General features: G+C 44.6%; 20 protein-coding genes. 17 read left to right on the top strand and 3 right to left on the bottom strand.

The window, feature by feature from the left end:
- Positions 1 to 70: 70 nt before the first annotated feature.
- The 13 genes from R7093_RS18530 (at position 71) to R7093_RS18590 (ending at position 16,651) form a co-directional block, all read left to right on the top strand.
- Positions 71 to 469 (top strand): hypothetical protein, encoded by a 399-nt coding sequence (locus R7093_RS18530; protein ID WP_005382272.1) that lies wholly within the window; start codon positions 71 to 73, stop codon positions 467 to 469.
- Positions 470 to 496: 27 nt separating this feature from the next.
- Complete coding sequence (locus tag R7093_RS18535; RefSeq protein WP_031779087.1) at positions 497 to 1,564, top strand: methyltransferase; 1,068 nt, start codon at positions 497 to 499, stop codon at positions 1,562 to 1,564.
- Positions 1,565 to 1,571: 7 nt separating this feature from the next.
- Positions 1,572 to 2,816 (top strand): NAD(P)/FAD-dependent oxidoreductase, encoded by a 1,245-nt coding sequence (locus tag R7093_RS18540; RefSeq protein WP_248524863.1) that lies wholly within the window; start codon positions 1,572 to 1,574, stop codon positions 2,814 to 2,816.
- Positions 2,817 to 3,026: 210 nt separating this feature from the next.
- Positions 3,027 to 3,767 (top strand): transglycosylase SLT domain-containing protein, encoded by a 741-nt coding sequence (locus tag R7093_RS18545; protein ID WP_080276914.1) that lies wholly within the window; start codon positions 3,027 to 3,029, stop codon positions 3,765 to 3,767.
- Between the two features lie 99 nt (positions 3,768 to 3,866).
- Positions 3,867 to 5,075, top strand: coding sequence for a DEAD/DEAH box helicase (locus tag R7093_RS18550; RefSeq protein WP_025766962.1), 1,209 nt, complete (start codon positions 3,867 to 3,869; stop codon positions 5,073 to 5,075).
- Between the two features lie 253 nt (positions 5,076 to 5,328).
- Positions 5,329 to 5,991: a potassium channel family protein gene (locus tag R7093_RS18555; protein ID WP_248524865.1), complete on the top strand. Its 663-nt coding sequence runs from the start codon at positions 5,329 to 5,331 to the stop codon at positions 5,989 to 5,991.
- Positions 5,988 to 7,355, top strand: coding sequence for a TrkH family potassium uptake protein (locus R7093_RS18560; RefSeq protein WP_248524868.1), 1,368 nt, complete (start codon positions 5,988 to 5,990; stop codon positions 7,353 to 7,355). Before R7093_RS18555 ends, R7093_RS18560 begins: the two co-directional genes overlap by 4 nt.
- 360 nt (positions 7,356 to 7,715) lie before the next feature.
- Positions 7,716 to 10,700 carry a M6 family metalloprotease domain-containing protein gene (locus R7093_RS18565; protein ID WP_318146776.1) on the top strand — a complete coding sequence of 995 codons (2,985 nt, stop codon included), beginning with the start codon at positions 7,716 to 7,718 and terminating at the stop codon, positions 10,698 to 10,700.
- Between the two features lie 171 nt (positions 10,701 to 10,871).
- Positions 10,872 to 11,684, top strand: coding sequence for a hypothetical protein (locus tag R7093_RS18570; protein ID WP_033906890.1), 813 nt, complete (start codon positions 10,872 to 10,874; stop codon positions 11,682 to 11,684).
- Between the two features lie 176 nt (positions 11,685 to 11,860).
- Positions 11,861 to 13,330, top strand: a complete 1,470-nt coding sequence (locus tag R7093_RS18575) for a protein adenylyltransferase SelO (protein ID WP_053350463.1) — start codon at positions 11,861 to 11,863, stop codon at positions 13,328 to 13,330.
- A 212-nt stretch (positions 13,331 to 13,542) separates the two neighbouring features.
- Positions 13,543 to 14,541, top strand: coding sequence for a TRAP transporter substrate-binding protein (locus R7093_RS18580; protein ID WP_017634784.1), 999 nt, complete (start codon positions 13,543 to 13,545; stop codon positions 14,539 to 14,541).
- A 70-nt stretch (positions 14,542 to 14,611) separates the two neighbouring features.
- Positions 14,612 to 15,286, top strand: a complete 675-nt coding sequence (locus R7093_RS18585; RefSeq protein ID WP_005384308.1) for a TRAP transporter small permease — start codon at positions 14,612 to 14,614, stop codon at positions 15,284 to 15,286.
- Positions 15,287 to 15,289: 3 nt separating this feature from the next.
- The gene (locus tag R7093_RS18590; RefSeq protein ID WP_005382255.1) at positions 15,290 to 16,651 is read left to right on the top strand and encodes a TRAP transporter large permease; all 1,362 of its coding nucleotides are present in this window, start codon (positions 15,290 to 15,292) and stop codon (positions 16,649 to 16,651) included.
- A gap of 33 nt (positions 16,652 to 16,684) precedes the next feature.
- Here R7093_RS18590 and R7093_RS18595 read toward each other — a convergent pair whose 3' ends face one another.
- The 3 genes from R7093_RS18595 to R7093_RS18605 all read right to left on the bottom strand — a co-directional run bounded on the left by R7093_RS18595 (position 16,685) and on the right by R7093_RS18605 (position 20,093).
- Positions 16,685 to 16,867, bottom strand: a complete 183-nt coding sequence (locus R7093_RS18595) for a hypothetical protein (protein WP_021034161.1) — start codon at positions 16,865 to 16,867, stop codon at positions 16,685 to 16,687.
- 78 nt (positions 16,868 to 16,945) lie between these two features.
- Positions 16,946 to 18,283 (bottom strand): sigma-54-dependent transcriptional regulator, encoded by a 1,338-nt coding sequence (locus tag R7093_RS18600; RefSeq protein WP_017819922.1) that lies wholly within the window; start codon positions 18,281 to 18,283, stop codon positions 16,946 to 16,948.
- 4 nt (positions 18,284 to 18,287) lie between these two features.
- Entirely contained in the window at positions 18,288 to 20,093 is a 1,806-nt protein-coding gene (locus tag R7093_RS18605; protein WP_154204737.1) for an ATP-binding protein, read from the bottom strand.
- A 526-nt stretch (positions 20,094 to 20,619) separates the two neighbouring features.
- On the opposite strand from R7093_RS18605, the gene tig reads away from it, so the two are divergent.
- From tig to lon, 4 genes are all read left to right on the top strand, one after another.
- Positions 20,620 to 21,927, top strand: a complete 1,308-nt coding sequence (gene tig, locus R7093_RS18610) for a trigger factor (protein ID WP_005382251.1) — start codon at positions 20,620 to 20,622, stop codon at positions 21,925 to 21,927.
- Between the two features lie 105 nt (positions 21,928 to 22,032).
- Positions 22,033 to 22,659, top strand: coding sequence for an ATP-dependent Clp endopeptidase proteolytic subunit ClpP (clpP, locus tag R7093_RS18615; RefSeq protein WP_005382347.1), 627 nt, complete (start codon positions 22,033 to 22,035; stop codon positions 22,657 to 22,659).
- Positions 22,660 to 22,729: 70 nt separating this feature from the next.
- On the top strand, positions 22,730 to 24,010 hold the full coding sequence (clpX, locus tag R7093_RS18620) for an ATP-dependent protease ATP-binding subunit ClpX (protein WP_005382345.1): 1,281 nt from the start codon (positions 22,730 to 22,732) through the stop codon (positions 24,008 to 24,010).
- A gap of 130 nt (positions 24,011 to 24,140) precedes the next feature.
- Entirely contained in the window at positions 24,141 to 26,492 is a 2,352-nt protein-coding gene (gene lon, locus R7093_RS18625) for an endopeptidase La (RefSeq protein WP_005382343.1), read from the top strand.
- Positions 26,493 to 26,532: the final 40 nt, after the last annotated feature.

Raw genomic sequence — 26,532 nt, forward strand, 5'->3', positions numbered from 1 at the left:
TTAAATTGTTTATTTTACAGCTCGATACAAATTGGGGTTGACCCAAATTCACAATAAAAAGGAAATTATCATGTCGCGTTTTAAGCTGTATGTCTCGTTATTATTAACTTTGCTTCTTGTTGGTTGTGGACGAGTACAACCTGTAATGAATGTGGAGGATACTCCAGTTGCTTATGATCTTCAAAATAAACAAGTAAAAATGGCCATAGTGCAATCAGCAACTAACCGAGGCTGGACGATCGAAGAAGTAAGCCCTGGTGTTCTTATTGCAAAAATCCACGTTCGTAAACACTCTGCAGAAGTAAAAATCCCATACAATAATAAATATTACTCAATTATTTATCTCAACTCAGTAAATCTCAAAGCAAGTGATGGCAAAATCCACCGCAATTACAATCGTTGGGTAAACAACTTGAATGTTGATATTCAGCGAGCTATTGCATTGTTGGGCAATCAATCTCAACAATAAAACTATTAATTGCAGTTAGGTTTTTCCGTGTTAAATCAAAATAATGACCCTTTTAATGCTTTTGAAGCGAAGACAGAAGCTCAGAAGTTATCTTTTGCACCAATCGTGTTCCAGACCGCCAAAACGCTTCGAGATTTAGGTATTTTAGCCGCTTTAGACAGCGCTGGCGCTCAAGGCATGAGTGCCACAGATATTGCCGAGAAAACGGGAGTATCAGAATATGGTGTTAAAGTACTGTTGGATATGGCGATTAGTGCGCATATTGTTTTATGGGAACGACCTAACTATTCGCTTGCAAACCTTGGTTTTTACCTTCTTCATGATGGTATGACGAATGCAAACATGGATTTTACGGCAGATGTTTGTTACGCCGCGATGATGCATTTGACGGAAGCAATTCAAGAAGGTAAACCGTCTGGTTTGAAAGAGTTGGGCAATTGGGAGACCATTTATCAAGGTCTATCGACGTTACCAGAACAAGCCAAACAGAGCTGGTTTAAGTTCGATCATTTCTATTCGGATCGCTCTTTCCCACTTCTGCTTAAAGAGGTATTTGCAAGCAAGCCAAAGCATCTTGTGGATATTGGCGGAAATACGGGAAAATGGGCGATTCAGTGTTGTAAACATGACCCTGACGTTCAAGTGACGATTGTTGATTTACCGCAGCAATTAGAAGTAGCGATGAAGAATGTTTCAGAAAACCAGTTCTTCGAGCGTGTACGTCCATACCCTGCAAACATGCTTGATAAAGCACAAACATTGCCGGAGCATGCTGACGTTTGGTGGATGAGCCAGTTCTTGGATTGCTTTTCCCCAATTGAGATCCTCAATATCCTTAAAAAAGTTAAAGCCCAGTTAACGAAGGGAGATACTATTTACGTATTGGAGCTGTTTTGGGATGCTCAAAAATACGCGGGAGCTTCCTATAGCCTTAATGCCACTTCTCTTTATTTTACCTGTTTAGCTAACGGTAATAGTCGCTTTTATCGCAGTGATGATTTCTTAGAAATTGTCGAAGCGGCAGGTTTATCTGTCGTTGAAAGAACCGACAATATTGGCCTTGGTCATACCTTATTAAAACTACAAGCAAACTAAATTCAGAATGAAAACAGAGCTCAAGCAAGTTGTTGTCGTAGGAGCGGGGCCATCAGGTTCAACCGTTTCTGCCTTATTAAAATCGCGTGGCATAGATGTTGTTGTCTTAGAAAAAGCGACTTTTCCACGTTTTTCCATAGGAGAAAGCCTACTCCCTGCCTGTATGGAAGTTGTTGAACAAGCAGGAATGACCAATGCAGTAAAGCAGTTTGGCTTCCAGTATAAAGATGGTGCTGCATTTCGTCGTAATGGCGTATACACCCAGTTCGACTTTACAAACAAATACACGCCAGGACCGGGCACGACGTTTCAGGTTCAACGTGCCAACTTTGATAAAGTATTGGCAGATAGCGCTGAAGATCAAGGCGTAGAGATTCGCTATCAGCATGAGCTGCTCAACCTATTGTTTGAAGGGAAAAAGTCTCGATTAGAAGTGCTCGACTCAAATAAGAAGGCTTATCAAATCGAAGCAGATTTTGTGTTGGATGCAAGTGGCTTTGGGCGTGTTTTGCCACGCTTGTTGGAGCTAGAAGAACCTTCTTGTCTTCCGCCTAGAAAAGCGATCTTTACCCATATCGAAGATCATATCTCTCCCCAAGAGCCGGAATACGATCGCAACAAAATTTTAATTTCAGTTCATCCTGAAAATCACGACGTATGGTACTGGCTAATCCCATTCTCTAATGGTACTTGTTCGTTTGGTGTGGTGGGTGAGCCAGAATTTTTCGAACAATACCCAGAAGATAAGATTGCAGCGTTGCAGCAGTTAGCCAATGAAGAGCCGGGTTTGGCTTCTTTGTTGCGAAATGCGAATTACCCGAATCCAGCAGGCGAGTTGGGTGGCTATTCTGCTAACGTCAAACGTTTAGCGACAGAGCACTACGCGTTGCTTGGTAATGCAGGTGAGTTTCTTGATCCTGTATTTTCATCGGGTGTCACTATCGCCATGAAATCGGCCGAGTTTGCAGCGGACTGCGTGGTTCGTCAGCTTAATGGTGAAAAGGTTGATTGGCAAGAAGAGTACTCGCAACGCTTAATGGTGGGAGTGAACACATTCCGCACTTATGTGGAAGGCTGGTACAACGGCACGTTGCAAGATGTGATTTTCTATCAAAACCCGAACCCACGTATTAAACAGATGATTAGTGCGATTTTGGCTGGATATGCTTGGGATACGAATAATCCTTACGTAAAACAAAGTGAGCAGCGTTTGTCGACGCTTGCAGAACTGGTTCGGGAAGCTGAACTGTAAGAATATACATTCGCTTATCCGAGAATCAGTAAACCTAGGTCTTACCAAAAAATTGGTAAGACCTTTTTAATGCCTCTTTACTTTTACTTCTAGCGTGTTGGAGACACATTGACCACTTACATCGGTGTGTATCGAATTTGAGAATTTTTATGGTGACATTGATCACGTCTAGAGTTCCTGTTGCTGATATTTATATTAAATTTGTAGGAAATGGATTACATTCTGGGAGTGTTCCCTACATCCGGCTTCGTTGTGAAAACGGTTTATAAGCAACTGTATAAGTTAGTAAAGTTCCAAAAACTACATCAAAAAAAAGACAAGTTTCTTACCAAATCAATTCGCTTGGTGAGTTCGAGCCATCGACTACGCCAAACGCTTCCTCTACTTTCTAAAATTGTCGAAGAACATGACGCATCAACGGTCTCTTCGATTGCAGATCCCGAGAACGCGGTCGCGTGGGGAGGGAAAGTTTCTCCAGAGTTCAAATCTAAAGTCATCCGTATTAGTAAAGAGCTAAAGATCAATCCTAATCATCTTATGGCGTGCATGGCATTTGAAACTGCTGAAACTTTCAGTCCAAGCATCAAAAATGGTTCCGGAAGCGGGGCTACAGGGTTAATTCAATTTATGCCCTCTACTGCAGAGTCATTAGGAGTGAACACAAAGACTCTTGCGAGAATGAGCGCGCTTGAACAACTTGACTATGTGAAAGCGTACTATTGGCCCTATCGAAATAAAATTAATAGCTTAGAAGATGCTTACATGGCCATTCTCTACCCTGCTGCGATTGGTAAACCGCCGTCTTTCGTTTTGTTCAGACAAGGCTCAATTGCCTATCGACAGAATGCAGGTATCGACCGCCACAAAACGGGGAAAATCACGCTTAATGATGTTTCCTACAAAGTGAGGCAAAAATTAGAAAAAGGTTTGCAGCCCAATTTCATGGGCTAAGATTGTGTCATGTTCCTAGTTTTTCGCGCATGAATCCTTCTGTTACTTTACGGGGATTCTGATACACTACGCGCCCATTTCCTCTGTTGAGACCTTTCTATGCCATTTTCTAAGCTTGGTTTAAGCGCATCGATTGCTGATGCAGTAAAAGCGCTAGGTTATGAAAACCCCACTTCTATCCAACAAAAAGCCATTCCTATCGTATTGCGTGGCCGCAATTTAATTGCAGCAGCGCAAACGGGCACAGGTAAAACGGCCAGTTTTGTTCTGCCAATCTTAGAAAAGCTTAGTCGAGGCGAAACGCAACGTAAAAAACGCGCTCGGGCGATTATCCTAACGCCAACACGCGAACTTGCGCTTCAGGTTCATCAAAGTATTGAAGCTTATGGTAAAAACTTACCATTACGCTCAATGGCGATGTTTGGTGGTGTGGATTATGCACCACAAAAACAAGCCTTGATCGAGGGTGTCGATATTGTGGTAAGCACGCCTGGGCGCTTGATTGATCTGTACGGTCAACGCGCGATTCACTTTGATGAAGTGGAAATGCTAGTGCTTGATGAAGCCGACAAAATGTTGGATATGGGATTCATCGATGCGATCGACAAAATCGTCGACTGTATGCCAGAACATGTGCAAAGTTTGCTGTTCTCAGCGACGTTATCTAACCCTGTTCGTGACTTGGCGAAAAATGCGATTATTGATCCTGAAGAGATCACGATTGCAAAGCACAGTGCCTCAAAATCAAATATTAAACAGTGGATCACGACCGTCGATAAAGACATGAAGTCGTCGCTGCTAAGTCACTTGCTTAAAGAAAGTGACTGGTCGCAAGTACTGGTATTTATTGAAACTAAACACGGCGCAGCCAAACTGGTAAGCCAACTTGAGAAACGTGGCATTGTGGCAGAAGCATTCCACAGTGGCCGTAATCAGCGTGTTCGCCAGGAATTAATAGAAAAGTTTAAAGCGGGTGAAATCCAGTACTTAGTCGCAACCGGCGTTGCTGCGCGCGGTATTGATATTGATAATCTGCCAGTTGTCATCAACTACGATTTACCTTACCCAGCGGATGAGTATGTACATCGTATTGGTCGTACAGGTCGTGCTGGCGCGAAAGGTGAGGCGATATCACTGGTTTCAAAAGACGACTTTAAGAACCTCTGCATGATTGAAAGTCGTTTAGGGCACTTGCTAGAGCGAGTGGAAATTGAAGGTTTTGCGCCAAGAAAGCCAGTACCAATTTCAATTTTAAATTACGTGCCTAAGAATAAACGTAAACCGCACGATAAGCGCGAATCAAAATAGCCAGTTTATCCCATGATCTAAAAGCCGCATTCTTGCGGCTTTTTGCGTTTTAAGGCATCCAATTATGTAGCCATCGCGACGGTTTCTATTCGGTAATGAGGAAAAAAGTTAATCAGTGTCATACGCTTAACACGTAAAGTGAATCAAGGTGCGTTAAGCTTTTGTCAATTATCTGTCCGCAGGTTTGCACAAGGTAAGGAATGGGCGCAAACTTTTTTGCTTGCTAATGAATGCATAATAAGATGGGGCACAAATGAAAACAGGTGATAAGCAATTCGCCGTTATTGGTCTTGGCCGATTTGGTTTGGCAGTGTGTAAAGAGTTACAAGATTCAGGCGCTCAAGTTTTAGCCGTTGACATCAACGAAGAGAGAGTTAAAGAAGCCGCCAGTTTTGTTAGTCAGGCGGTTGTGGCTAACTGTACTCACGAAGAGACGGTTGCTGAGCTCAAACTTGATGATTACGACATGGTGATGATTGCCATCGGAGCGGATGTCAATGCCAGTATTCTTGCGACATTGATTGCTAAAGAGGCGGGAGTAAAGTCAGTATGGGTTAAAGCCAACGACCGCTTCCAAGCTCGTGTTCTGCAAAAAATTGGCGCAGACCACATTATCATGCCTGAGCGTGACATGGGGATACGTGTCGCGCGTAAAATGCTCGATAAACGGGTTCTTGAGTTCCACCCATTAGGCAGTGGCTTAGCTATGACGGAGTTTGTGATTGGCTCTCGTTGGATGGGTAAGACACTAAGTGATTTGGCTCTGTGCAAAGTCGATGGCGTGCAAGTGCTAGGGTTTAAACGGGGCCCAGAAATTACCAAGGCACCTGACCTTAATACCACACTAGAAATTGGTGACCTAATTATTGTGGTCGGCCCTCAAGATGCGCTCGCAAATAAATTAAAATCGCTATGACGTATTTTCATCAGAAAGGTGTTTTTTACGCACCAGATGGTAAACAAGAGAAAGCGAAAGGCAATGAACCGCGAATTATATTGCTCAGTTTTCTCGGTGTTTTACTGCCTTCTGCGGTATTGCTAACCTTGCCAGTATTTTCTGTTACGGGCCTGTCGATAACGGATGCTTTGTTTACCGCAACGTCCGCTATTAGTGTGACAGGGCTTGGTGTTGTCGATACTGGGCAACACTTTACGCTTGCGGGTAAAATCTTGCTGATGTTTTTAATGCAAATCGGTGGGTTGGGGCAGATGACGTTGTCGGCAGTCTTACTCTATATGTTCGGCGTGCGTTTGAGTTTGCGTCAACAAGCGCTGGCGAAAGAAGCATTAGGGCAAGATCGGCAAGTCAATCTAAACCGACTAGTAAAGCGGATTGTTGTTTTCGCGCTTGTTGCAGAAACGGTCGGGTTTATTTTTCTCTCTATCCGCTGGGTCCCTGAAATGGGCTGGCAGACTGGTATGTTTTACGCCTTGTTTCATGCAATTTCTGCATTTAACAACGCTGGGTTCGCGCTGTTTTCTGACAGTATGATGAGCTTTGTGAATGATCCGTTGGTTATCTTTACACTGGCGGGGCTATTCATTTTTGGCGGGCTTGGCTTTACTGTTGTGGGTGACATCTGGATAAGCTGGCGCAAAGGTTTCCACTTTTTGCATCTTCACACCAAAATCATGCTGATTGCGACACCGATATTGCTCTTAGTCGGAACGATGATGTTTTGGTTACTTGAGCGAAGCAACCCAAACACAATGGCGTCTTTACCTGCAACAGGGCAATGGTTGGCGGCATTCTTTCAATCTGCGAGTGCTCGAACGGCAGGGTTTAATAGTGTTGACTTGGCGTTGTTTACCCAGCCAGCCTTACTGGCCATGATTGTTCTAATGTTAATTGGAGCGGGTTCCACCTCAACGGGGGGCGGTATTAAAGTTTCCACATTTGCTGTTGCGTTTATGGCTACGTGGACCTTTTTACGCCAAAAGAAACATGTGGTTATGTTTAAGCGAACCATAAATTGGCAAACTGTGACTAAGTCATTGGCAATTATCGTTGTGAGCGGAGCCATCCTGACAAGCGCAATGTTTTTATTGATGCTTACCGAGAAGGCCAGCTTTGATAAGGTTATGTTTGAAACCATTTCCGCATTTGCCACAGTGGGGCTCACCGCCGGTTTGACTGCGGAACTTTCTGAACCTGGTAAATACATTATGATCGTGGTGATGATCATTGGTCGTATTGGGCCGCTCACGCTTGCCTACATGTTGGCACGTCCTGAACCTACCTTGGTCAAATACCCAGAAGACGCCGTTCTTACAGGTTAATATAGCGTTAAACAATGGCCGCGCGACCATTACGAGCATTGATTAATAGCAGTGCTCGTACATTTATAGAATATGTGGAATGTTGCCCAGTTTTACCTACAAATTCGTAGAAGTTCATTTCTTCTTCCTTTCGTTTCGATACTATTCATTCACTCAATTTATATTCTCAGAAGCTACGCTCATAACAGCGTTTTGGAATCCGACGCTTTTGTAGTGTGACACCAAACTACGTCGTGTTATCTGAGCGAATTGATACCAGCCTTCGTCAATAGTCACTCAGTCTTACTCTATGCCCATAGGGTTACTTTGTGTTTGTTGTGCTTGGTATTAATTAACGAATCGAAAAGATGGAGTCGTACTTTGAAATTCAACACACTCGCCATGGCTATGCTAACTGCGCTTCTTGCAGGGAAGAGCATGGCAACTACTCCGCCATCACCGGTTTGGCATACTATTGCGTTGAGCGATGGTAGTTCCAGTGAGGCAATTCTACGTGGAACGGCAGATTTCCACTGGTTTGAAGATAAGCAGGGCAATGCCTTACTTCAGGAAGACGGCGTTTGGTTTTTCGCGCGGATTCAGCGCGAGTCAGACACGCCAATATTGATCTCGACAGGTGTGGTGAAAACGCAGTCGAGTGAGCCACCTGAGTCGGCGAGGTTTCGCCCGGATTTACAAGTTAAACCGCAATTATCTTCTCTAAAAACCATTGAACCGATGGCACGAAAAAACCTACTGCGTTCGGCGCAAGGTTACCAGGCGATGAGCAGTTCAACGGTGAAGCAGCAGCCCCTATTGGTTGTGCAAGTTTCGTTTGATGACCAAGCAATGGTGCATGATTTTGAGCAACGCGTATTTAATACCAATGGTCAAAGCGTTGTGGATTACTTTGATAAAAACTCTCAAGGTAAATTCAAAGTTGTTCCTGCACTTGAGAGTTACGGCACCGCCAATGACGGTGTGATAGATGTGACTGTGGCACAAAGCCACCCTAACTGTCACTCTAGTTCGACTGATAAGACATGCACCGCCAAGTTGAATGCGGTTTTCACCGAGGCTTATCAAAAACTGGATCCATACTTTAATCTTTCGGCCTACGACAGCAATCAAAATGGTACCGTAGAACCGTCAGAACTCTCTGTCATGTTTATTTTTGCGGGGGGCGATCGTTCAACAGGGGTTCTCAACCGTCCTGCTATTTGGCCGCACAAATTCTCTCACGATGATGTCACACTAGATGGTAAAAAGATCACAGACTATTGTGTGTTCGCTGACTATCAAGTTGATCATCAAGCGACCTTGGGCGTGATCGTACACGAGCTTGGCCACTTAATGCTTGGCTTACCGGATTTGTACGCAAGGAACAGTGATGCCTCGATCGGCTCTTGGGGCGTGATGGGTGGCGGTTCATGGGCGCAGAAACCGGGAGATTCATACGCTGGTGACACTCCGGTGAACATGAGTGCATGGAGCAAACACGCTGCTGGTTTTGTTGTACCAACGGTAACTCATGAAAGTCCAGCGCCTATTTCTGTGAACAACGACGATGTCAAGCTGGTGTATCTCGACCCGTACTTGAAAGAGTTTGGCCCACGTGTTTACTTGGAAAATCGCACCTTTAGCGGTTACGACCGAGCATTGGCGGCTGAAGGTATCCTGGCGACGTCGGTCAATGTCCAGAACCGCTTTAATGATGTTGGCGCGATGCAGGTTCAAATCATGCAGGCTGATGGTCTGAATGAGTTAGAAAATGATGGTAGGAGTGACGCTGACGATTTATACCCTAATGGTGGCAATGTCATTTCAGATACATCGACCCCGGGTCTGAGAACGATCACAGGGTTTGATACTGGGGTTCGTATTTCCAACATTGCCAGCAACACCAACGGTGGTAGCTTTTCTCTTGAGCATACAAACGAACCTAATAAATCAGCATGGCTGAACTCTCTTCATCAAGGTTATGTGTACGCGAGTGGGAGTAACACTCTGGCGGTGTCACTGGACTTGAATAGTGATACAGAGCTTGATGGCCTTCAACTTTATGCGCAAAGAGATAGCGCTCAAAGTGACATGACTTATCGAGTTTGGCGATTCCCATTTTCTGGAAACATTGGCTATCGATTAATATTGAATCAAAACAACGCTGAGCTTTTACAGCAAGGTAACTTCCAAAAGTCATCTCGAATTTTATTCCCCCAACAAAGCCAATTGAGTGCGGGTCAGCATTTATTGGTCGTTGAATTGGAAGGCGGTCAATTTGATGCAAACTTTGATTTCGGTCGCTTGCTAAAAACTGAAAAAGCCTCCCTACCTGTAATGTGGACTGGTGATTACAGTGAGATTGGCACGTTTGGTCTAGAAAAAGCCGGGTTCTCTTATATTCCGTTTGCAGCATTATTAAATGTGGATGCGAGCAACTTGGTTGAAGCGAAATCTGATTCGTTACAAACCAATAAAAATACGCCAATCAAACTGAACCTGATGGACAATGATTTCATGGCGGTAGGGTATCAGTTCAATGTGGACATTGTGCAGAAGCCTGAGCACGGCACCATCTCTGGCAACCAGTACCAACCTGAAGCTAACTTCGTTGGTCTGGACACTTTCCAATATCGTTTGTTGTCGGTTGATGGTGCGTACTCATCTTCAATCGTGAATGTGCAGGTGGAAGTGCTTGGCAGCAACGAAGCGCCAGTGGCTGTGATTGATGTTGATAATAAAGACATGACGGTTGGGCAGCGAGTCACGTTGTCTGCGTTAAATAGTACGGATGCTGATGGTGATGTGTTGAGTTATAAATGGGAGCAGTTGGCTGGCACTTCAGTTTCTCTTGGCAATGCAACCAGTGTTAGCACAAGCTTTACGGTGCCTCAAGGTGCAAAAGCTGGTGAGGTTCTGACATTCCGTTTAACCGTGACTGATCCTAGTAATGAAACGTCCAGTGCTACCGTCGATTTAACCATGAAAAACGCAGCGCCACTTACGCTTGCAGATACGGCGACCGTTGCCGTTGGTGAAAGTATTCTGATTGATGTAGCGAGCAATGATTCGGATGTGAACGGCGATAAACTGGTTGTAGAAAGTGTACAGAACGTAACGGGTGTGGGAAGTGCGAGTGTAGAGAATGGCAAAATCCGTTTTCAAGCACCGGATAGCCCTACTGACGGCATCAAGCTGCAATATACGGTTTCAGATGGTCATGGTACCACTGCTACGGGGGAAGTTATCGTGACGGTTGTTGCTTCTTTGAAGACAACGACATTCAAGAACTCTGAAGGTAGCGGCAGTGTTTCTTATTGGGCTTTGATGTTGCTTGCAACATTAGGCTGGCGACGTCGCGTCTAAAACGGTATTAATTGCGGTATAAGCCACTCACATTGAGTGGCTTATTTTTTACCTGATCTATTTTGGTTTCGTTCTCATTGTCTTATGAGATGTGTTTCTCATTATTTTTAAAGCGATTTTTCTACTCTGCGGTTACCCTAGGGGCCGATTTTTATGAACTAAGGATGTTATATGTCTACCGAGGGCTTTTCTGTTTCGGAAATATGCCGAGAAGCGGCAGTGATGGTGAGAAGGAATCTACTCGCAATTGTTATTGCTTGTATTCCGTTGATTATCGTGCACTCAATTTTTGCTTTTATGTATCCTGAAATGACGGGGCAAGATCAAGCGAACGTTCAAGAAGGCAATGTCGCAGGATTTTATTTCGTCACAATTATTTTGTACCCACTTGTTGCCGCTATGGCGGCTGTGCGTGTGCATCGAATTTATTTAGCCGGCGATTACATGCACTCTGCGTTGGATGTATTTCGTTTGTCAGCGCGAGAATTCCGTTTCATAGGCTGGTGGATACTGTTTGGACTGATGATGATGCTCGTTATTGGTATCCCGATCTTTGTGTTGTCGTTTATCTACATTGCAGAAAGTGGTGAAGCCGACTTTGTTGCTATGGCTATTATCACAACGATTGCAAGCATTCCCGGCTATTGGGTAATGGCGCGATGGTCATTTGTGTTGCCAGCGACTGCAATGGATCATCAGCCGCGCAGTTTGCGTCGTTCGTGGAATCAGAGCAGACCATACAACAAACAAGTATTCATTTTGATGGGACTAATTCCATTGGGGGCGGGCTTGCTCAGTCAGCTGATCTTTAGCCACTTTACGAATCTCTTTATGTTGAGCCTCGTCGGTGTGGCCTATGGTATTTTTGGCGCGTACCAGCTGGCATTGTTATCGTTGAGCTATAAAACGGTAGTGGATATCGAACGCGCTCGTTTTGATACGCCATCACAGCCACCAAAAACGGGTGAAGAATTTTCCGCTTAACCCTTTGATCGTTTTTACATGCTACCTCCGTTTAGGAGATGGTCTGCGGCAGGTTGATACCTTCCTGCCGCCTTCGCGTTATTCACGCAAAATACCCATGCCAATTTCATGGCTGAATGACAGGGACATTCACACGTATACTCACAACAGTACTTCTTTTTATTAAGGAACCCTACATGTCCATTTGGCAACGGGTCAATTTCACCCATCGCTTTAGTCAATTACCGTCAGCGTTCTATACGTTGGTCGAGCCACAACCCTTGGACAACACTCGCTGGGTCGCTTGGAATGGTGAGTTTGCACAGCAGTTTGGTTTACCAGAAGAGCAAAACGATGAGTTATTGGCGGTTTTTTCTGGGCTAAGTGAATTCGAACAATTTCGTCCTCTTGCGATGAAATATGCAGGCCATCAGTTTGGCGTTTACAACCCAGATTTGGGCGATGGACGTGGATTACTGTTGGCAGAAATTGAGCATCAGGATGGTACTTGGTTTGATCTTCACCTCAAAGGTGCAGGGCTAACGCCTTACTCGCGAATGGGGGATGGGCGAGCGGTATTACGCTCGACTATCCGTGAGTACCTGTGCAGTGAAGCCATGGCAGGCCTTGGGGTTCCCACGACACGTGCTCTCGGTATGATGGTCAGTGATACACCTGTTTATCGAGAAAAAACGGAATCGGGCGCTTTGTTACTTCGAATGGCTGAAACCCATGTTCGATTCGGTCACTTTGAGCATTTCTTTTACACCAACCAGTTAGCAGAGCAGAAGCTGTTGGCGGATAAGGTGATTGAGTGGCACTTTGCTGATTGTGCATCGGCGGAGAAACCATATGCCGCGATGTTTGACGCCATCGTGACTAAAACAGCCGAGATGATCGCATATTGGCAAGCTTTTGGTTTTGCGCATGGTGTGATGAATACCGATAACATGTCAATTCTTGGGCAAACTTTTGATTATGGTCCGTTTGGCTTTCTTGATGATTATGAGCCGGGATACATTTGTAATCATTCAGACTACCAGGGTCGTTACGCATTTGATCAACAGCCTAGAATTGCGCTTTGGAACTTGTCAGCATTGGCGCATGCGCTATCGCCACTCGTTGAACGAGAAGATTTAGAATCGTCGTTGAGTCAATTTGAAGTTCATTTAAGCCAGCAGTTCAGCCGCCTCATGCGTGAGAAGTTGGGCTTAAAAACTAAGATAGCGGAAGACGGGCGTTTGTTTGAAGCTATGTTTGAGCTTCTTCACCAGAACAAAACGGACTACACTCGCTTCTTCAGAACACTTTCAAACCTTGATAATGCGCCTTCCCAAGCCGTAATCGATTTATTTCTCGACCGAGAAGCAGCGCGAGCTTGGCTTGAGCTGTATTTAGCTCGGTGTGAGCTAGAGGTTGATGAACTAGGGGGCCTGATTTCAACCGAACAGCGTTGCAAACAGATGCGTCAAGCCAATCCCAAATACATCTTGCGTAACTACTTGGCTCAGTTGGCGATTGATAAAGCGGAAGAAGGGGACTTTAGCGAATTACACCGATTGTCCGAACTGTTAAAACGCCCATTTGATGAGCAACCCGAGTTTGATGATTACGCGAAATTGCCACCGGAATGGGGGAAGAAAATGGAGATAAGCTGTTCTTCATAAATGGGTCATTTCCCACCCATTTGTATCTTGTTCTTGGGTGGAATTCACTCGTTACACTTCTGATTCATGTTAATGGGCTTTGTTAATTTATTGAAATGAATATAAATTTTAACATGGTCCATTAATTGCTCTTTGTTGAACATCCGTACCCATCGCCTAACACCTAGTTACTCATGGACGGGATGGGATGTGATTCAACAAGGAGAATAATAATGTTTAAGCCTCTAACTCTACTATCTGTCTCTGCACTTGCTGTTACCAGTTTTAATGCTGCCGCAAATTGTGACCCGGGTGAAACGGTCATCAAGTTTAGCCATGTAACGAACGCGGACAAACACCCTAAAGGCATCGCGGCTTCGTTACTTGAAAAGCGCGTCAACGAAGAGATGAACGGTAAAGTCTGTATGCAGGTGTTTCCTAACTCAACACTTTATGATGATGACAAAGTGTTGGAAGCGCTACTGAATGGTGATGTTCAACTCGCTGCTCCTTCTCTTTCTAAGTTTGAGAAATTCACCAAGAAGTACCGCCTTTTCGATCTTCCTTTCTTGTTCGATGATGTCGACGCGGTTGACCGTTTCCAAAACTCGGAAGCGGGTGAAAAGCTGAAAAATTCAATGAAACGTCGTGGCCTACAAGGCATTGCGTTTTGGCATAACGGCATGAAGCAAATGTCAGCCAACAAGCCGCTCATTTCTCCAACTGATGCTGAAGGACTTAAGTTCCGTGTTCAAGCGTCTGATGTACTCGTTGCTCAGTTTGAGCAGCTAGGTGCTAACCCACAAAAAATGTCGTTCAAAGAAGTTTACGGCGGCTTGCAAACTAAGGTTATTGATGGTCAAGAAAATACTTGGTCAAACATTTACGGCAAAAAATTCTTCGAAGTTCAAGATGGCATTACGGAAACGAACCACGGAATTCTGGATTACTTAGTTGTGACGTCAAACGACTTCTGGAAAAACCTACCAGATGATCAGCGCGAGCAGTTAAATACCATTATTCAAGAAGTAACTGCGCAGCGTAATGCTGAGTCAACCAAAGTAAACCTTGCGAATAAGAACAATATCATCGAAGCCGGTGGTGTGGTTCGTACTCTAACGCCAGAACAGCGCCAAGAGTGGGTCACTGCACTTCAACCAGTATGGAAGAAGTTCGAAAAAGACATTGGTTCTGACCTAATCGAAGCCGCTTTGGCGTCTAACCAAAAATAATAACAGCTAGCACATTTAGCCCTCTCAAACTGAGGGGGCTCTTTCCCCCTACAGACGACGTGATGTAATTATGGAACAGACTTTTTTTGCCAAGGCTGGACGAATCACCGATGCCATTGAAGAGACTTTGATTGCTTTCTTCTTGGGTGCCATGACCTTGCTGACCTTTGCCAATGTCATCTTTCGTTATGTCTTTAACGACAATATTCTTTGGGCGCTTGAGCTCACCGTTTTCATGTTCGCATGGATGGTGTTGGTTGGCGCATCTTATGGTGTGAAAAAACACTTTCATATTGGTGTCGATGTCATTATTAACATCGTTCCGGAAGGTAAACGAAAAGCCCTGGCGCTTTTTGCAGCAATGTGTTGCTTAGCCTTCTCTATTTTGCTGTTAATTGGCGCTTGGAACTACTGGTATCCGTTCGCTACCGACCGAGCGTGGTATGAAACGGACGATATTCCGATGCCTGAAATACTCCAGTTCATGGCCGACTGGTTAAATGAGGGAGAGCGTTATGAAAAGCTGCCACGTTTTATTCCTTACTTCGCTTTGCCACTTGGAATGGCGCTACTAACGTTTAGATTTGTTCAAGTTACGTGGCAAATCGCTACTGGCAAGCTCGATCGCTTGATTGCAGGACATGAAGCGGAGGAAGAGCTCGAATCTCTTAAAGCTGAGATGAGTGACGCTGAAGACGTAATGGCTCCAAAGGCCTCGCAAGACGCTAAAAACAAGGAGCAATAAGCCATGGATATCTTATTTCTATTTTTGATGGTAATTGGCTTTATGCTGGTTGGCGTGCCAATTGCTATTTCGCTGGGCCTTTCCAGTGTTCTTTTCCTTTTAATGCATTCGGATGCCTCTTTAGCGTCAGTCGCTCAAACGCTGTTTAATGCATTCGCGGGCCACTACACGCTATTGGCTATTCCATTCTTTATATTGGCTTCAAGCTTTATGTCGACGGGTGGCGTAGCAAAGCGGATCATTCGTTTCGCCATTGCCATTGTAGGCTGGTTCCGCGGCGGTTTGGCGATGGCTTCGGTTGTAGCGTGTATGATGTTTGCCGCGTTGTCAGGTTCCTCACCTGCAACGGTTGTTGCCATAGGTAGTATTGTTATCGCAGGTATGATCAAAAACGGTTACTCAAAAGAGTTTGCCTCTGGGGTAATTTGTAACGCAGGTACGCTAGGGATTTTGATCCCACCTTCGATTGTGATGGTGGTGTATGCAGCCGCAACGGATGTGTCAGTTGGACGTATGTTCCTTGGTGGTGTGATTCCCGGTTTGCTGGCGGGTGTCATGTTGATGATTGCGATTTACATTGCCGCGAGAATCAAGAACCTTCCAAAACAACCTTTTGTCGGTTGGAAAGAAACCTTTGATGCTGCCAAGGATGCAAGCTGGGGCTTGTTGTTGGTCGTCATCATTCTTGGTGGTATCTATGGCGGTATCTTTACGCCGACAGAAGCCGCTGCGGTTGCTGCTGTGTACTCATTCTTTATTGCTAACTTTGTATACAAAGACATGGGGCCATTTGCAGACAAGAAAAACACTAAACCTGCGCTCGTTAAAATCTTCCAAACCTTTGTTCATAAAGACACGAAACACACCCTGTATGAAGCGGGCAAACTCACCATCATGCTGCTGTTCATCATTGCTAATGCCTTAATTTTGAAGCATGTTTTAACGGAAGAACGCATCCCGCAAATGATCACCGAGTCGATGCTCTCGGCTGGTCTCGGACCAATCACTTTTTTGATTGTGGTGAACGTCTTGTTGCTGATTGGTGGTCAGTTCATGGAGCCATCAGGCTTGTTGATCATTGTTGCGCCGCTCGTGTTCCCAATTGCCATTGCATTAGGCATAGACCCAATTCATTTGGGCATAATGATGGTGGTGAATATGGAGATAGGAATGATAACGCCGCCCGTGGGTCTTAACTTATTTGTGACCGCTGGTGTTGCCAAAATGTCGATGATGAACGTAGTGAAGGCAGCATTACCCTGGGTTGGAGTGATGTTCTTATTCCTAATTATCGTCACATATGTACCATGGGTTTCGACTTGGTTGCCTACTACCTTGATGGGGCCGGAGATCATTACCAAGTAATGGAAGCCAGAAAGTAGAAAGAGGTGTGAGAATTCACACCTCTTCGTCTATTGACTTGTAACAAGTTTTGCGCGGGTCTGAATTAATTCGACGTTCATAGTGTCGCCACCTCTTTTTATTTTTACGACGCTCTTCACCGAATCTTCTCTCTTCTTGATAGCAACCGTCTACGAGCACGGTATCTGTAACAATCGGTATTCTCACTTTTTCGTTCATATCTGTAACAACCATGATAAACCTGTTGTTAAAAATTATGATTCAAGTTGAATATAATGCCAGCTATTTGAACGTGTTTTATTTGTAAAGGTCTTTATTTATTTGGTAGCGCTGCATCTTGTCGTAAAGGGTTTTTCTTGGCACATTCAATTGGCACATTGTCTGTTTAATACTACCGTTGTTTTCTAATAAAGCGCCTTCAATGGCTGCTCTCTCAAACTCCGCCACTTGCTCTGCAAGGCTTGAGGAAGACTTAGCAACTGGGTTCGATTCTCCCAACTGAATTAACTTACCCAATAGCACAAAACGCTCTGCAGCATTTCTGAGTTCTCGAACATTGCCAGGCCAGTCATGGCTCATCAGTTGCGCTAGATCTTGGGGTGACAAGCTAGGTGAGCTTTTGCCATAACGTGAAGCTGCTACCAACAGAAAGTGGTGAAAGAGGGCGGGAATGTCTTCTTTTCGTTCGCGTAGTGGCGGGAGATCCAGGGTCACGACATTGAGCCGATAATAGAGGTCCTGACGGAAAGTACCTTCTTCAGCTGCGTGTTTTAAATCGACCTTTGTTGCGGCAATCACTCGAATATCTAAAGGCAATAATTCATTTGAACCGACACGCTCAATCACGCGCTCTTGTAATACCCTCAATAAACGAATTTGGGCTTGGATAGGCATCGACTCGATCTCATCCAAGAAAAGTGTGCCGCCTTGTGCAAACTCAAATTTACCGATACGACGGCTTTCGGCGCCAGTGAATGCGCCTTTTTCATGGCCGTAGAGTTCACTCTCAATTAAGTTCTCTGGAACCGCTCCACAATTTACGGCGACAAAGTTTTGGTTCCGGCGAGAGCTTTGCTCATGTAAAGAACGAGCGATTAACTCTTTCCCTGTACCGGTTTCACCAAACAATAAAATATCGGCGTCGGTATCGGCGATTTGGGTGATGGTCTCTCGTAATATTTGGATGCTAGAGGTTTCACCAATAACTCGTGGGCCAAGGGTTTTACTGGCTTTAAGTGACAGGCGCAGTTTTTCATTTTCATTGGTTAGTTTGCGCTTCTCAATCGCCCGCTTAACCGTTTCAACCAAATGCTCTGGCGCAAAAGGTTTCTCAATAAAGTCGTAAGCGCCTTGATGAAGGGCTTGCACTGCCATGGAAATATCACCGTGTCCAGTGATCATGATGACGGGTAAGTTTGCATCGCGTTGAGTCAAAGTTGTCAGCATATCCATACCAGAAATGCCCGGCAAACAGATATCAGTGACCACGACGCCAGCTTCTTCTCCTTGCTGCATCGCTATTAAAGCCGATTCTGCATCCACAAAAAACTTGGCGTCGATATCCGCCAGTTCAAAGGTCTGTTCTATAGCGAGTCTGAGATCGGCCTCATCATCAATAAAAAACACCTGACACATGATCTTATCCTTTTGATGGTTCAGTGTTGTAAGAAGTGATAGGTAAACACAATGAGAATCGAGCGCCGCCTTGTTCTCGATTATGGGCACATAATTTTCCATTCATACTGGCTAAGATTTGTTGCGAGATAGAGAGACCCAAACCTAAACCGTTCAGTTTAGTGGTTAGAAACGGCTCACATAAATCAGAAAGTGAGAAAGAGCCAAGTCCTGGTCCATTATCATCAACATGAATCCAAACTAAATCAGTGTGCTCATCGTGTTCTACAGATAATTCTACCTGTTTGTCTTGTTGTTCTTTGAGTGCTTCTATCGCATTAGTCAGTAAATTGACCAACACTTGCTCCAGTTGAATAATATTGATCTGCACTTCAACATCATGCTCTGGCAAATTTGTTTCTAACGTGACGCGCCCTGATTTAAATGCGGGCTTCATCAGTTCTTTTACAGAGGCAATCACAGGGAACAATCGAGATTGAGCCAACTCGTCACCACTGGTTTTTTTGGCGAAAGAGCGAAGTTGCTGACTGATATTTGCCATACGGTCAGTGAGAGCAGAAATGCGAGTGAGATTATCTTCCACTCGCTCATATTTTTCTTTTTTTAGAAACAGCTTGCCGTTCTCCGCAAAGCTACGAATTGCCGCAAGTGGATTATTCAGTTCATGGCTGATACTGGCTGACATTTGTCCTAACACCGCGAGTTTCGCTGCTTGCACCAATTCATCTTGAGTAACGCGTAAAGTTTGCTCGGTATCGATACGCTGTGCGATCTCAGCTTGCAACTCGGCAGTCCGTGCCATGACTTGATATTCCAACTTTTGATTTGCTTCTTGTTGAATTCGTTCAAGTTGCAAGTGACGCTGTTGACGGTGATAGATAAGCTGACCAATTAAAAACAAAACCATGAATGCTAGAGTGAGTACAAAGATGTAACCCATGGTGAACCAAACGATCGACTGTTTAGGAGACAGCACACGAATAGTCAGTTTGAGTTCGGGAAGGGGCAGCGAAGAGACCACCAAGGTTCCTTTATTGTATGGGTAACCCTGTTTAAGCTCAGAATGCACCTCGTCCAAACTACCCACTAATCCAAGCGTTTCAATTGGCGCATCAAGATATTGTTGGCTTGCCCAAACTTGCTTTTTCTCTTTTTTTGTCAGTGGTTGTAAGCTTTTGAGTAGCCATTCACTTCGGCTACTCATGAAAACAATTCCGTATGGGTCGCTGGCGACAAAAACACTGTTAGGTTGCTGCCAGTTGTCCTCTATCTTACTTAGGTCCATCTTCACCACGACGACACCAAGTACACCGCCAGCGTATACGATGGGATAAGAATAGTAGTAGCCACGTTTACCAGATGTTGAGCCCAGTGCGTAGTATTGGCTTCTTTTGCCTACAATGGCTTGTTTGAAATAAGGGCGAAATGCAAAATTTCGCCCGATAAAGGAGCGCTCTTTACGCCAGTTGCTGGCTGCGATCGTTGTACCCCATTGATCGATTAAGTACGTATCCGCTGCTTCAATCACGCCATTAACGGATTCTAAATACCGATTAGTGATTTCCAGTTGCGCACTGTTGTTGGGGTGCAGAAGCGCTTGATAAAGAGGATCATCTTTAGCGAGAAGATTTGGGATATGGGCGTACTTATCGAGTTTATTTTTTATATGGCCAGAAAACTGCTCCAGCTGTGATTGGTGTTTATCAAGTAGAGATTGATAACTGGTCTGCCAAACCCAATGGCCACCGATAATTGCGCACAGGAAATAGAAAGCAAAAAATGTCAGCAGAATCCGTTTTTTTTGCGACATCCTTACACTCCTTACAACTTCCTTTGGTCACGTAAGAAAATGTTAATAGTTTGTAGGAAGGATTAGGGATTTAGTTTTCAACTCTGTGGAGTAAAACAAGAGCAAGATCTCTTTTTAGGCTTTTCGATAAAAAAACCGGTCGATTCTCTTGAAAAAGTCGCTATTGTCCCCATTCTAGATATGCTGGCGATGCTTAGACGGTGTCTGAATCGCATTTTTGAAGAAAAAATGGGTCAGCATTCGAGAATTTAGCGCAGACAATGTCCACATAGTGGCTATTGGCTCGACAGGGTTGCGACAGATCGCTAGAATGTCGCGTCTAAAAATTCTGTCCTGAGGCTAATAGGAGATACCTTTGGTTATTTTATCGAAGATATCACTGATTAGTCCGGTACTGACAACCAGTATCGATACTCGATTTTAAATTAGGTGTTCGGACAGAACACTACACAAGGATGAAGCGTAAGCTCCTCTGAGTTTCGCTCATACGCTCGGAAAACCGAGCCACTTTAGAGGTTTATATATAATGCAAGTTACTGTTGAAACGCTAGAGGGCCTAGAGCGCCGTCTAAACATTACTGTTCCAGCTGCAAACATCGAAGACGCTGTAACAGCTGAACTACGCAACATCGCTAAAAACCGTCGTTTCGATGGTTTCCGTAAGGGTAAAGTGCCTCTAAAAATGGTTGCTAAGATGTACGGCAAAGCAGTACGTCAAGACGTTCTTGGTGAAGTAATGCAACGCCACTTCATCGAAGCTATCGTTAAAGAGAAAATCAACCCAGCTGGCGCTCCAACTTTCGCTCCTGTAGAGAACAAAGAAGGTTCAGACCTAGTTTTCACTGCAACTTTTGAAGTTTACCCAGAAGTTGAGCTTAAAGGCCTAGAGAGCATCACTGTTGAAAAACCACTAACAGAAGTTAAAGATGCAGACGTAGAAGAGATGATCGATACTCTACGTAAGCAACAAGCAACTTGGGTTGAAGTTGAAGAAGCAGCAGAAGATGGCAAACGCGTAAGCATCGACTTCGTTGGTTCTATCGACGGTGAAGAGTTCGAAGGCGGTAAAGCTGAGAACTTCCCTCTAGAAATGGGTGCTGGTCGCATGATCCCTGGTTTCGAAGACGGTATCGCAGGTAAAACTGCTGGTATGGAATTCGACATCGACGTGACTTTCCCAGAAGATTACCACGCTGAAAACCTAAAAGGTAAAGCAGCTAAGTTCGCAATCAAAGTGAACAAAGTTGAAGCTCGTGAACTTCCAGAACTAAACGACGAGTTCGTTGCTAAGTTCGGTGTTGTTGAAGGTGGTGTTGAAGCACTTAAAGCTGAAGTTCGTAAGAACATGGAACGCGAACTTAAGCAAGCTGTTAAGAACCGCATCAAAGAGCAAGCGATTGACGGTCTAGTTGAGCAAAACGACATCAACGTACCATCAGCGCTTATCGAGCAAGAAATCCAAGTTCTACGTCAACAAGCTGCACAACGCTTCGGTGGTAACCCAGAAGCTGCTGCTCAGCTTCCACGTGAACTGTTCGAAGAACAAGCTAAACGTCGCGTAGTTGTTGGTCTTCTACTAGGTGAAGTAATCAAATCTGAAGAGCTAAAAGCGGACGACGAGAAAGTTAAAGCTCTAATCGAAGAAATGGCTACTGCATACGAAGATCCATCAGAAGTTATTGCTTACTACGAGCAAAACGAAGAAATGATGAACAACATGCGCAACGTAGCTCTAGAAGAGCAAGCAATCGACGCGATCATCGCTAAAGCACAGGTTTCTGAGAAAGAAGTAGGCTTCAACGAGCTACTTAACCAACAACAACCTGCTGCTTAATAAGCAATATCTTGCGTAGAAGGTTGACTTAACGTTAACTATTCTGCTAACAATGGTCCGTATGATAGTCATCATCCGGGCCATTTATTTTAGGGACATAAGAATATGAGCTACCAAGAAAAAAATGCAATGTCGCCAATTATGGACGCGCTAGTACCAATGGTGGTTGAACAAACTTCCCGAGGCGAACGCTCTTACGACATCTACTCACGTCTGCTGAAAGAGCGCGTGATTTTTTTAACGGGTCAAGTGGAAGACCACATGGCAAACCTTGTCGTGGCTCAGCTACTTTTCCTAGAATCTGAAAATCCAGATAAAGATATTTTCCTATACATCAACTCGCCAGGCGGCAGCGTAACAGCTGGTATGTCTATTTACGATACCATGCAGTTCATTAAGCCAAATGTCAGCACTGTGTGTATGGGTCAAGCATGTTCAATGGGTGCCTTCCTGCTTGCAGGTGGTGCGCCAGGTAAGCGTTACGTACTGCCTAACTCTCGTGTAATGATCCACCAACCATTGGGTGGTTTCCAGGGTCAAGCTTCTGATATCCAAATCCATGCTCAGGAAATCCTGACGATTAAACAGAAGCTAAACAAGTTGTTAGCAGAACATACAGGCCAACCTCTTGAAGTCATTGAGCGCGATACTGATCGTGATAACTTCATGTCATCAGAGCAGGCTGTGGAATACGGTATCGTGGATGCAGTGTTAAGCCACCGTGGCGAGTAATTAGCCAGCGCATTTTGGCAAAAATTGATATACACTCATTCATGAAGAGTAAAGGCTAAGAGGTTAGCGAATGACAGATAAAAGCAAAGAAAGTGGCAGCGGTAAATTGCTGTACTGTTCTTTCTGCGGCAAAAGTCAGCACGAAGTTCGCAAGCTAATCGCAGGTCCGTCAGTGTACATTTGCGACGAATGTGTCGACTTATGTAACGATATTATTCGCGAAGAAATCAAGGATGTTCTCCCTAAGAAAGAATCTGAAGCGTTACCAACGCCAAAACAGATCCGTGAACACCTTGATGACTATGTGATCGGGCAAGATTACGCGAAAAAAGTGCTCGCAGTTGCGGTATATAACCACTACAAGCGTTTACGCAATGGTGATACAACGAGCGAAGGTGTGGAGCTTGGTAAGAGCAACATCCTTCTAATTGGTCCTACAGGTAGCGGTAAAACACTACTTGCGGAGACATTAGCTCGATTCTTGGATGTGCCATTTACAATGGCAGACGCGACGACACTAACCGAAGCCGGTTACGTAGGTGAAGACGTTGAAAACATCATCCAAAAGCTTCTGCAAAAATGTGATTACGATGTAGCTAAAGCGGAACGCGGCATTGTTTACATTGATGAAATTGATAAGATTTCACGCAAAGCTGAAAACCCATCTATTACGCGTGACGTATCTGGTGAAGGTGTTCAGCAGGCGCTACTAAAACTTATCGAAGGTACGGTTGCATCGGTTCCACCTCAAGGTGGTCGTAAGCATCCTCAGCAAGAATTCCTACAAGTGGACACATCTAAGATCCTGTTCATTTGTGGTGGTGCTTTTGCTGGCTTAGACAAAGTGATTGAGCAGCGTGTTGCAACAGGTACAGGTATTGGCTTTGGTGCTGAAGTTCGTTCGAAGAATGAATCGAAGACGGTAGGTGAGCTATTTACTCAAGTTGAACCTGAAGACTTAGTGAAGTACGGCCTCATTCCAGAATTCATTGGTCGTCTACCTGTAACAACAACACTGACTGAGCTTGATGAAGAAGCGTTGATTCAGATCCTATGTGAACCGAAGAACGCACTGACCAAGCAATATGCAGCATTGTTTGAGCTGGAAAACGCTGAACTTGAATTCCGTGAAGATGCGCTGCGCGCTATCGCGAAAAAAGCAATGGAGCGTAAAACAGGTGCTCGTGGCTTACGCTCGATTCTTGAAGGCGTGCTACTTGAAACCATGTACGAATTACCATCTGCAACAGACGTTAGTAAAGTCGTGATTGATGAGTCCGTCATTAATGGCGAGTCAGAACCACTGCTTATTTACAGTAACGCAGACAATCAGGCAGCTGGAGCAGAGTAAATTCAGCCATAATGAAAAAGGAGGTAAGTAATTACCTCCTTTTTTTATTTCTCTTATTGAATCCAAACAATTAGCCCCCATATACTGCCTTAAGTAATACGTTAAACGTGAAAGCGGAAGAGAGAATTATATGAACTTGGAACGTTCCGAGCGTATCGAGATCCCGGTACTACCTCTACGTGACGTAGTGGTCTACCCACACATGGTTATTCCATTGTTTGTTGGTCGTGAGAAATCGATTAGCTGTCTAGAAACGGCGATGGAAACCAACAAACAAGTTCTTCTTGTGGCACAAAAGCAAGCGGATACTGACGAGCCTACGGTTGACGACCTATTTGACGTAGGTACGGTAGCCACCATTCTCCAGCTCTTGAAGCTTCCGGATGGCACAGTAAAAGTATTGGTCGAAGGCCAGCAGCGAGCAAAAATCAATCACTTTAAAGAGAGTGACTTCTTCCTAGCGGAAGCTGAATTTGTTGTTACGCCAGAATTGGATGAGCGTGAGCAAGAAGTGATTGTTCGCAGCGCGATTAATCAGTTTGAAGGGTTCATTAAGCTAAACAAGAAGATTCCACCAGAAGTGCTAACGTCCCTTAATGGTATCGACGAAGCCGCACGCTTAGCGGATACCATCGCGGCTCATATGCCGTTGAAGTTGGTGGATAAGCAGCAAGTGCTTGAAATTGTTGACGTCACTGAGCGTCTGGAATTCCTGATGGGCCAGATGGAATCAGAGATCGACTTGCTGCAAGTTGAAAAACGAATTCGTGGTCGCGTTAAAAAGCAAATGGAAAAATCTCAGCGTGAGTACTATCTGAATGAGCAAATGAAAGCGATTCAGAAAGAACTTGGTGAGATGGAAGACGCACCAGACGAGTTCGAAACGCTACAGAAGAAGATTGACGAATCAAAAATGCCTCAAGAGGCACGTGAAAAGACAGAACAAGAGTTGCAAAAGCTTAAGATGATGTCTCCAATGTCTGCTGAAGCAACAGTGGTTCGTAGCTACATCGATTGGATGGTCAGCGTTCCTTGGGCTAAGCGCTCAAAAGTTAAGAAAAACTTAGCGAAAGCAGAAGAGGTTCTTAATGAAGATCACTACGGTCTAGAACGTGTCAAAGAACGTATCCTTGAATACCTGGCGGTTCAAAACCGTATCAACAAGCTAAAAGGTCCTATCCTTTGTCTTGTTGGTCCTCCTGGTGTCGGTAAAACATCTCTTGGTCGTTCAATTGCTTCAGCTACAGGTCGTAAGTATGTTCGTATGGCGTTGGGTGGTGTGCGTGATGAAGCGGAAATTCGTGGTCATCGTCGTACTTACATCGGCTCATTACCAGGCAAATTGATCCAGAAGATGTCGAAGGTTGGTGTGAAGAACCCGCTGTTCTTATTGGACGAAATCGACAAAATGTCTTCCGATATGCGTGGTGATCCGGCATCGGCTCTACTAGAAGTACTTGATCCTGAACAGAATAACTCGTTCAACGATCACTACCTAGAAGTGGATTACGATCTCTCTGACGTTATGTTTGTTGCGACATCGAACTCGATGAACATCCCGGGTCCATTGTTAGACCGTATGGAAGTTATTCGTTTATCTGGTTACACCGAAGACGAGAAGCTGAACATTGCAAAACGTCACCTTGTTGATAAACAAGTGAAGCGTAATGGCTTGAAAGCGGATGAGATCGTCATTGAAGATTCTGCGATTATTGGCATCATTCGTTACTACACGCGTGAAGCGGGTGTCCGTAACTTAGAGCGTGAGATTTCTAAGATCTGCCGTAAAGCGGTGAAGAACATCTTGCTGGATAAGGACATCAAGTCAGTAACGGTAACGATGGACAACCTAAAAGAGTACTTAGGTGTTCAACGTTTCGATTACGGTAAAGCGGATGAAAGTAACCGAATTGGTCAAGTAACTGGCCTAGCTTGGACCGAAGTGGGTGGCGATCTATTAACGATTGAAACTCAATCAATGCCAGGTAAAGGTAAGCTGACACAAACGGGTTCTCTTGGTGATGTGATGCAAGAGTCTATCCAAGCAGCAATGACAGTGGTTCGCTCTCGTGCAGAAAAGCTAGGTATCAATACTGACTTCTACGAGAAGAAAGATATTCACGTACACGTCCCGGAAGGCGCGACACCAAAAGATGGCCCAAGTGCGGGTACAGCAATGTGTACAGCATTGGTTTCTTCTCTAACAGGCAACCCTGTGAAAGCAGAAGTAGCGATGACGGGTGAAATCACACTGCGTGGTGAGGTTCTACCTATCGGCGGCCTAAAAGAGAAGTTACTTGCGGCACACCGTGGTGGCATTAAGACAGTGCTAATTCCAAAAGATAACGAGCGTGATTTGGAAGAGATTCCTGATAATGTTATCGCGGATCTGGAAGTTATCCCTGTACAGTGGATTGATGAAGTACTGAAAGTCGCACTAGAGCGAGACCCGACGGGCGTTGAGTTTGAGTCTCAAAAATAGTGATGTGTAGCAAAAATAAGTAAAAGTTTACGCTGATAAG

The sequence above is a fragment of the Vibrio sp. 1580 genome, from assembly GCF_033340055.1.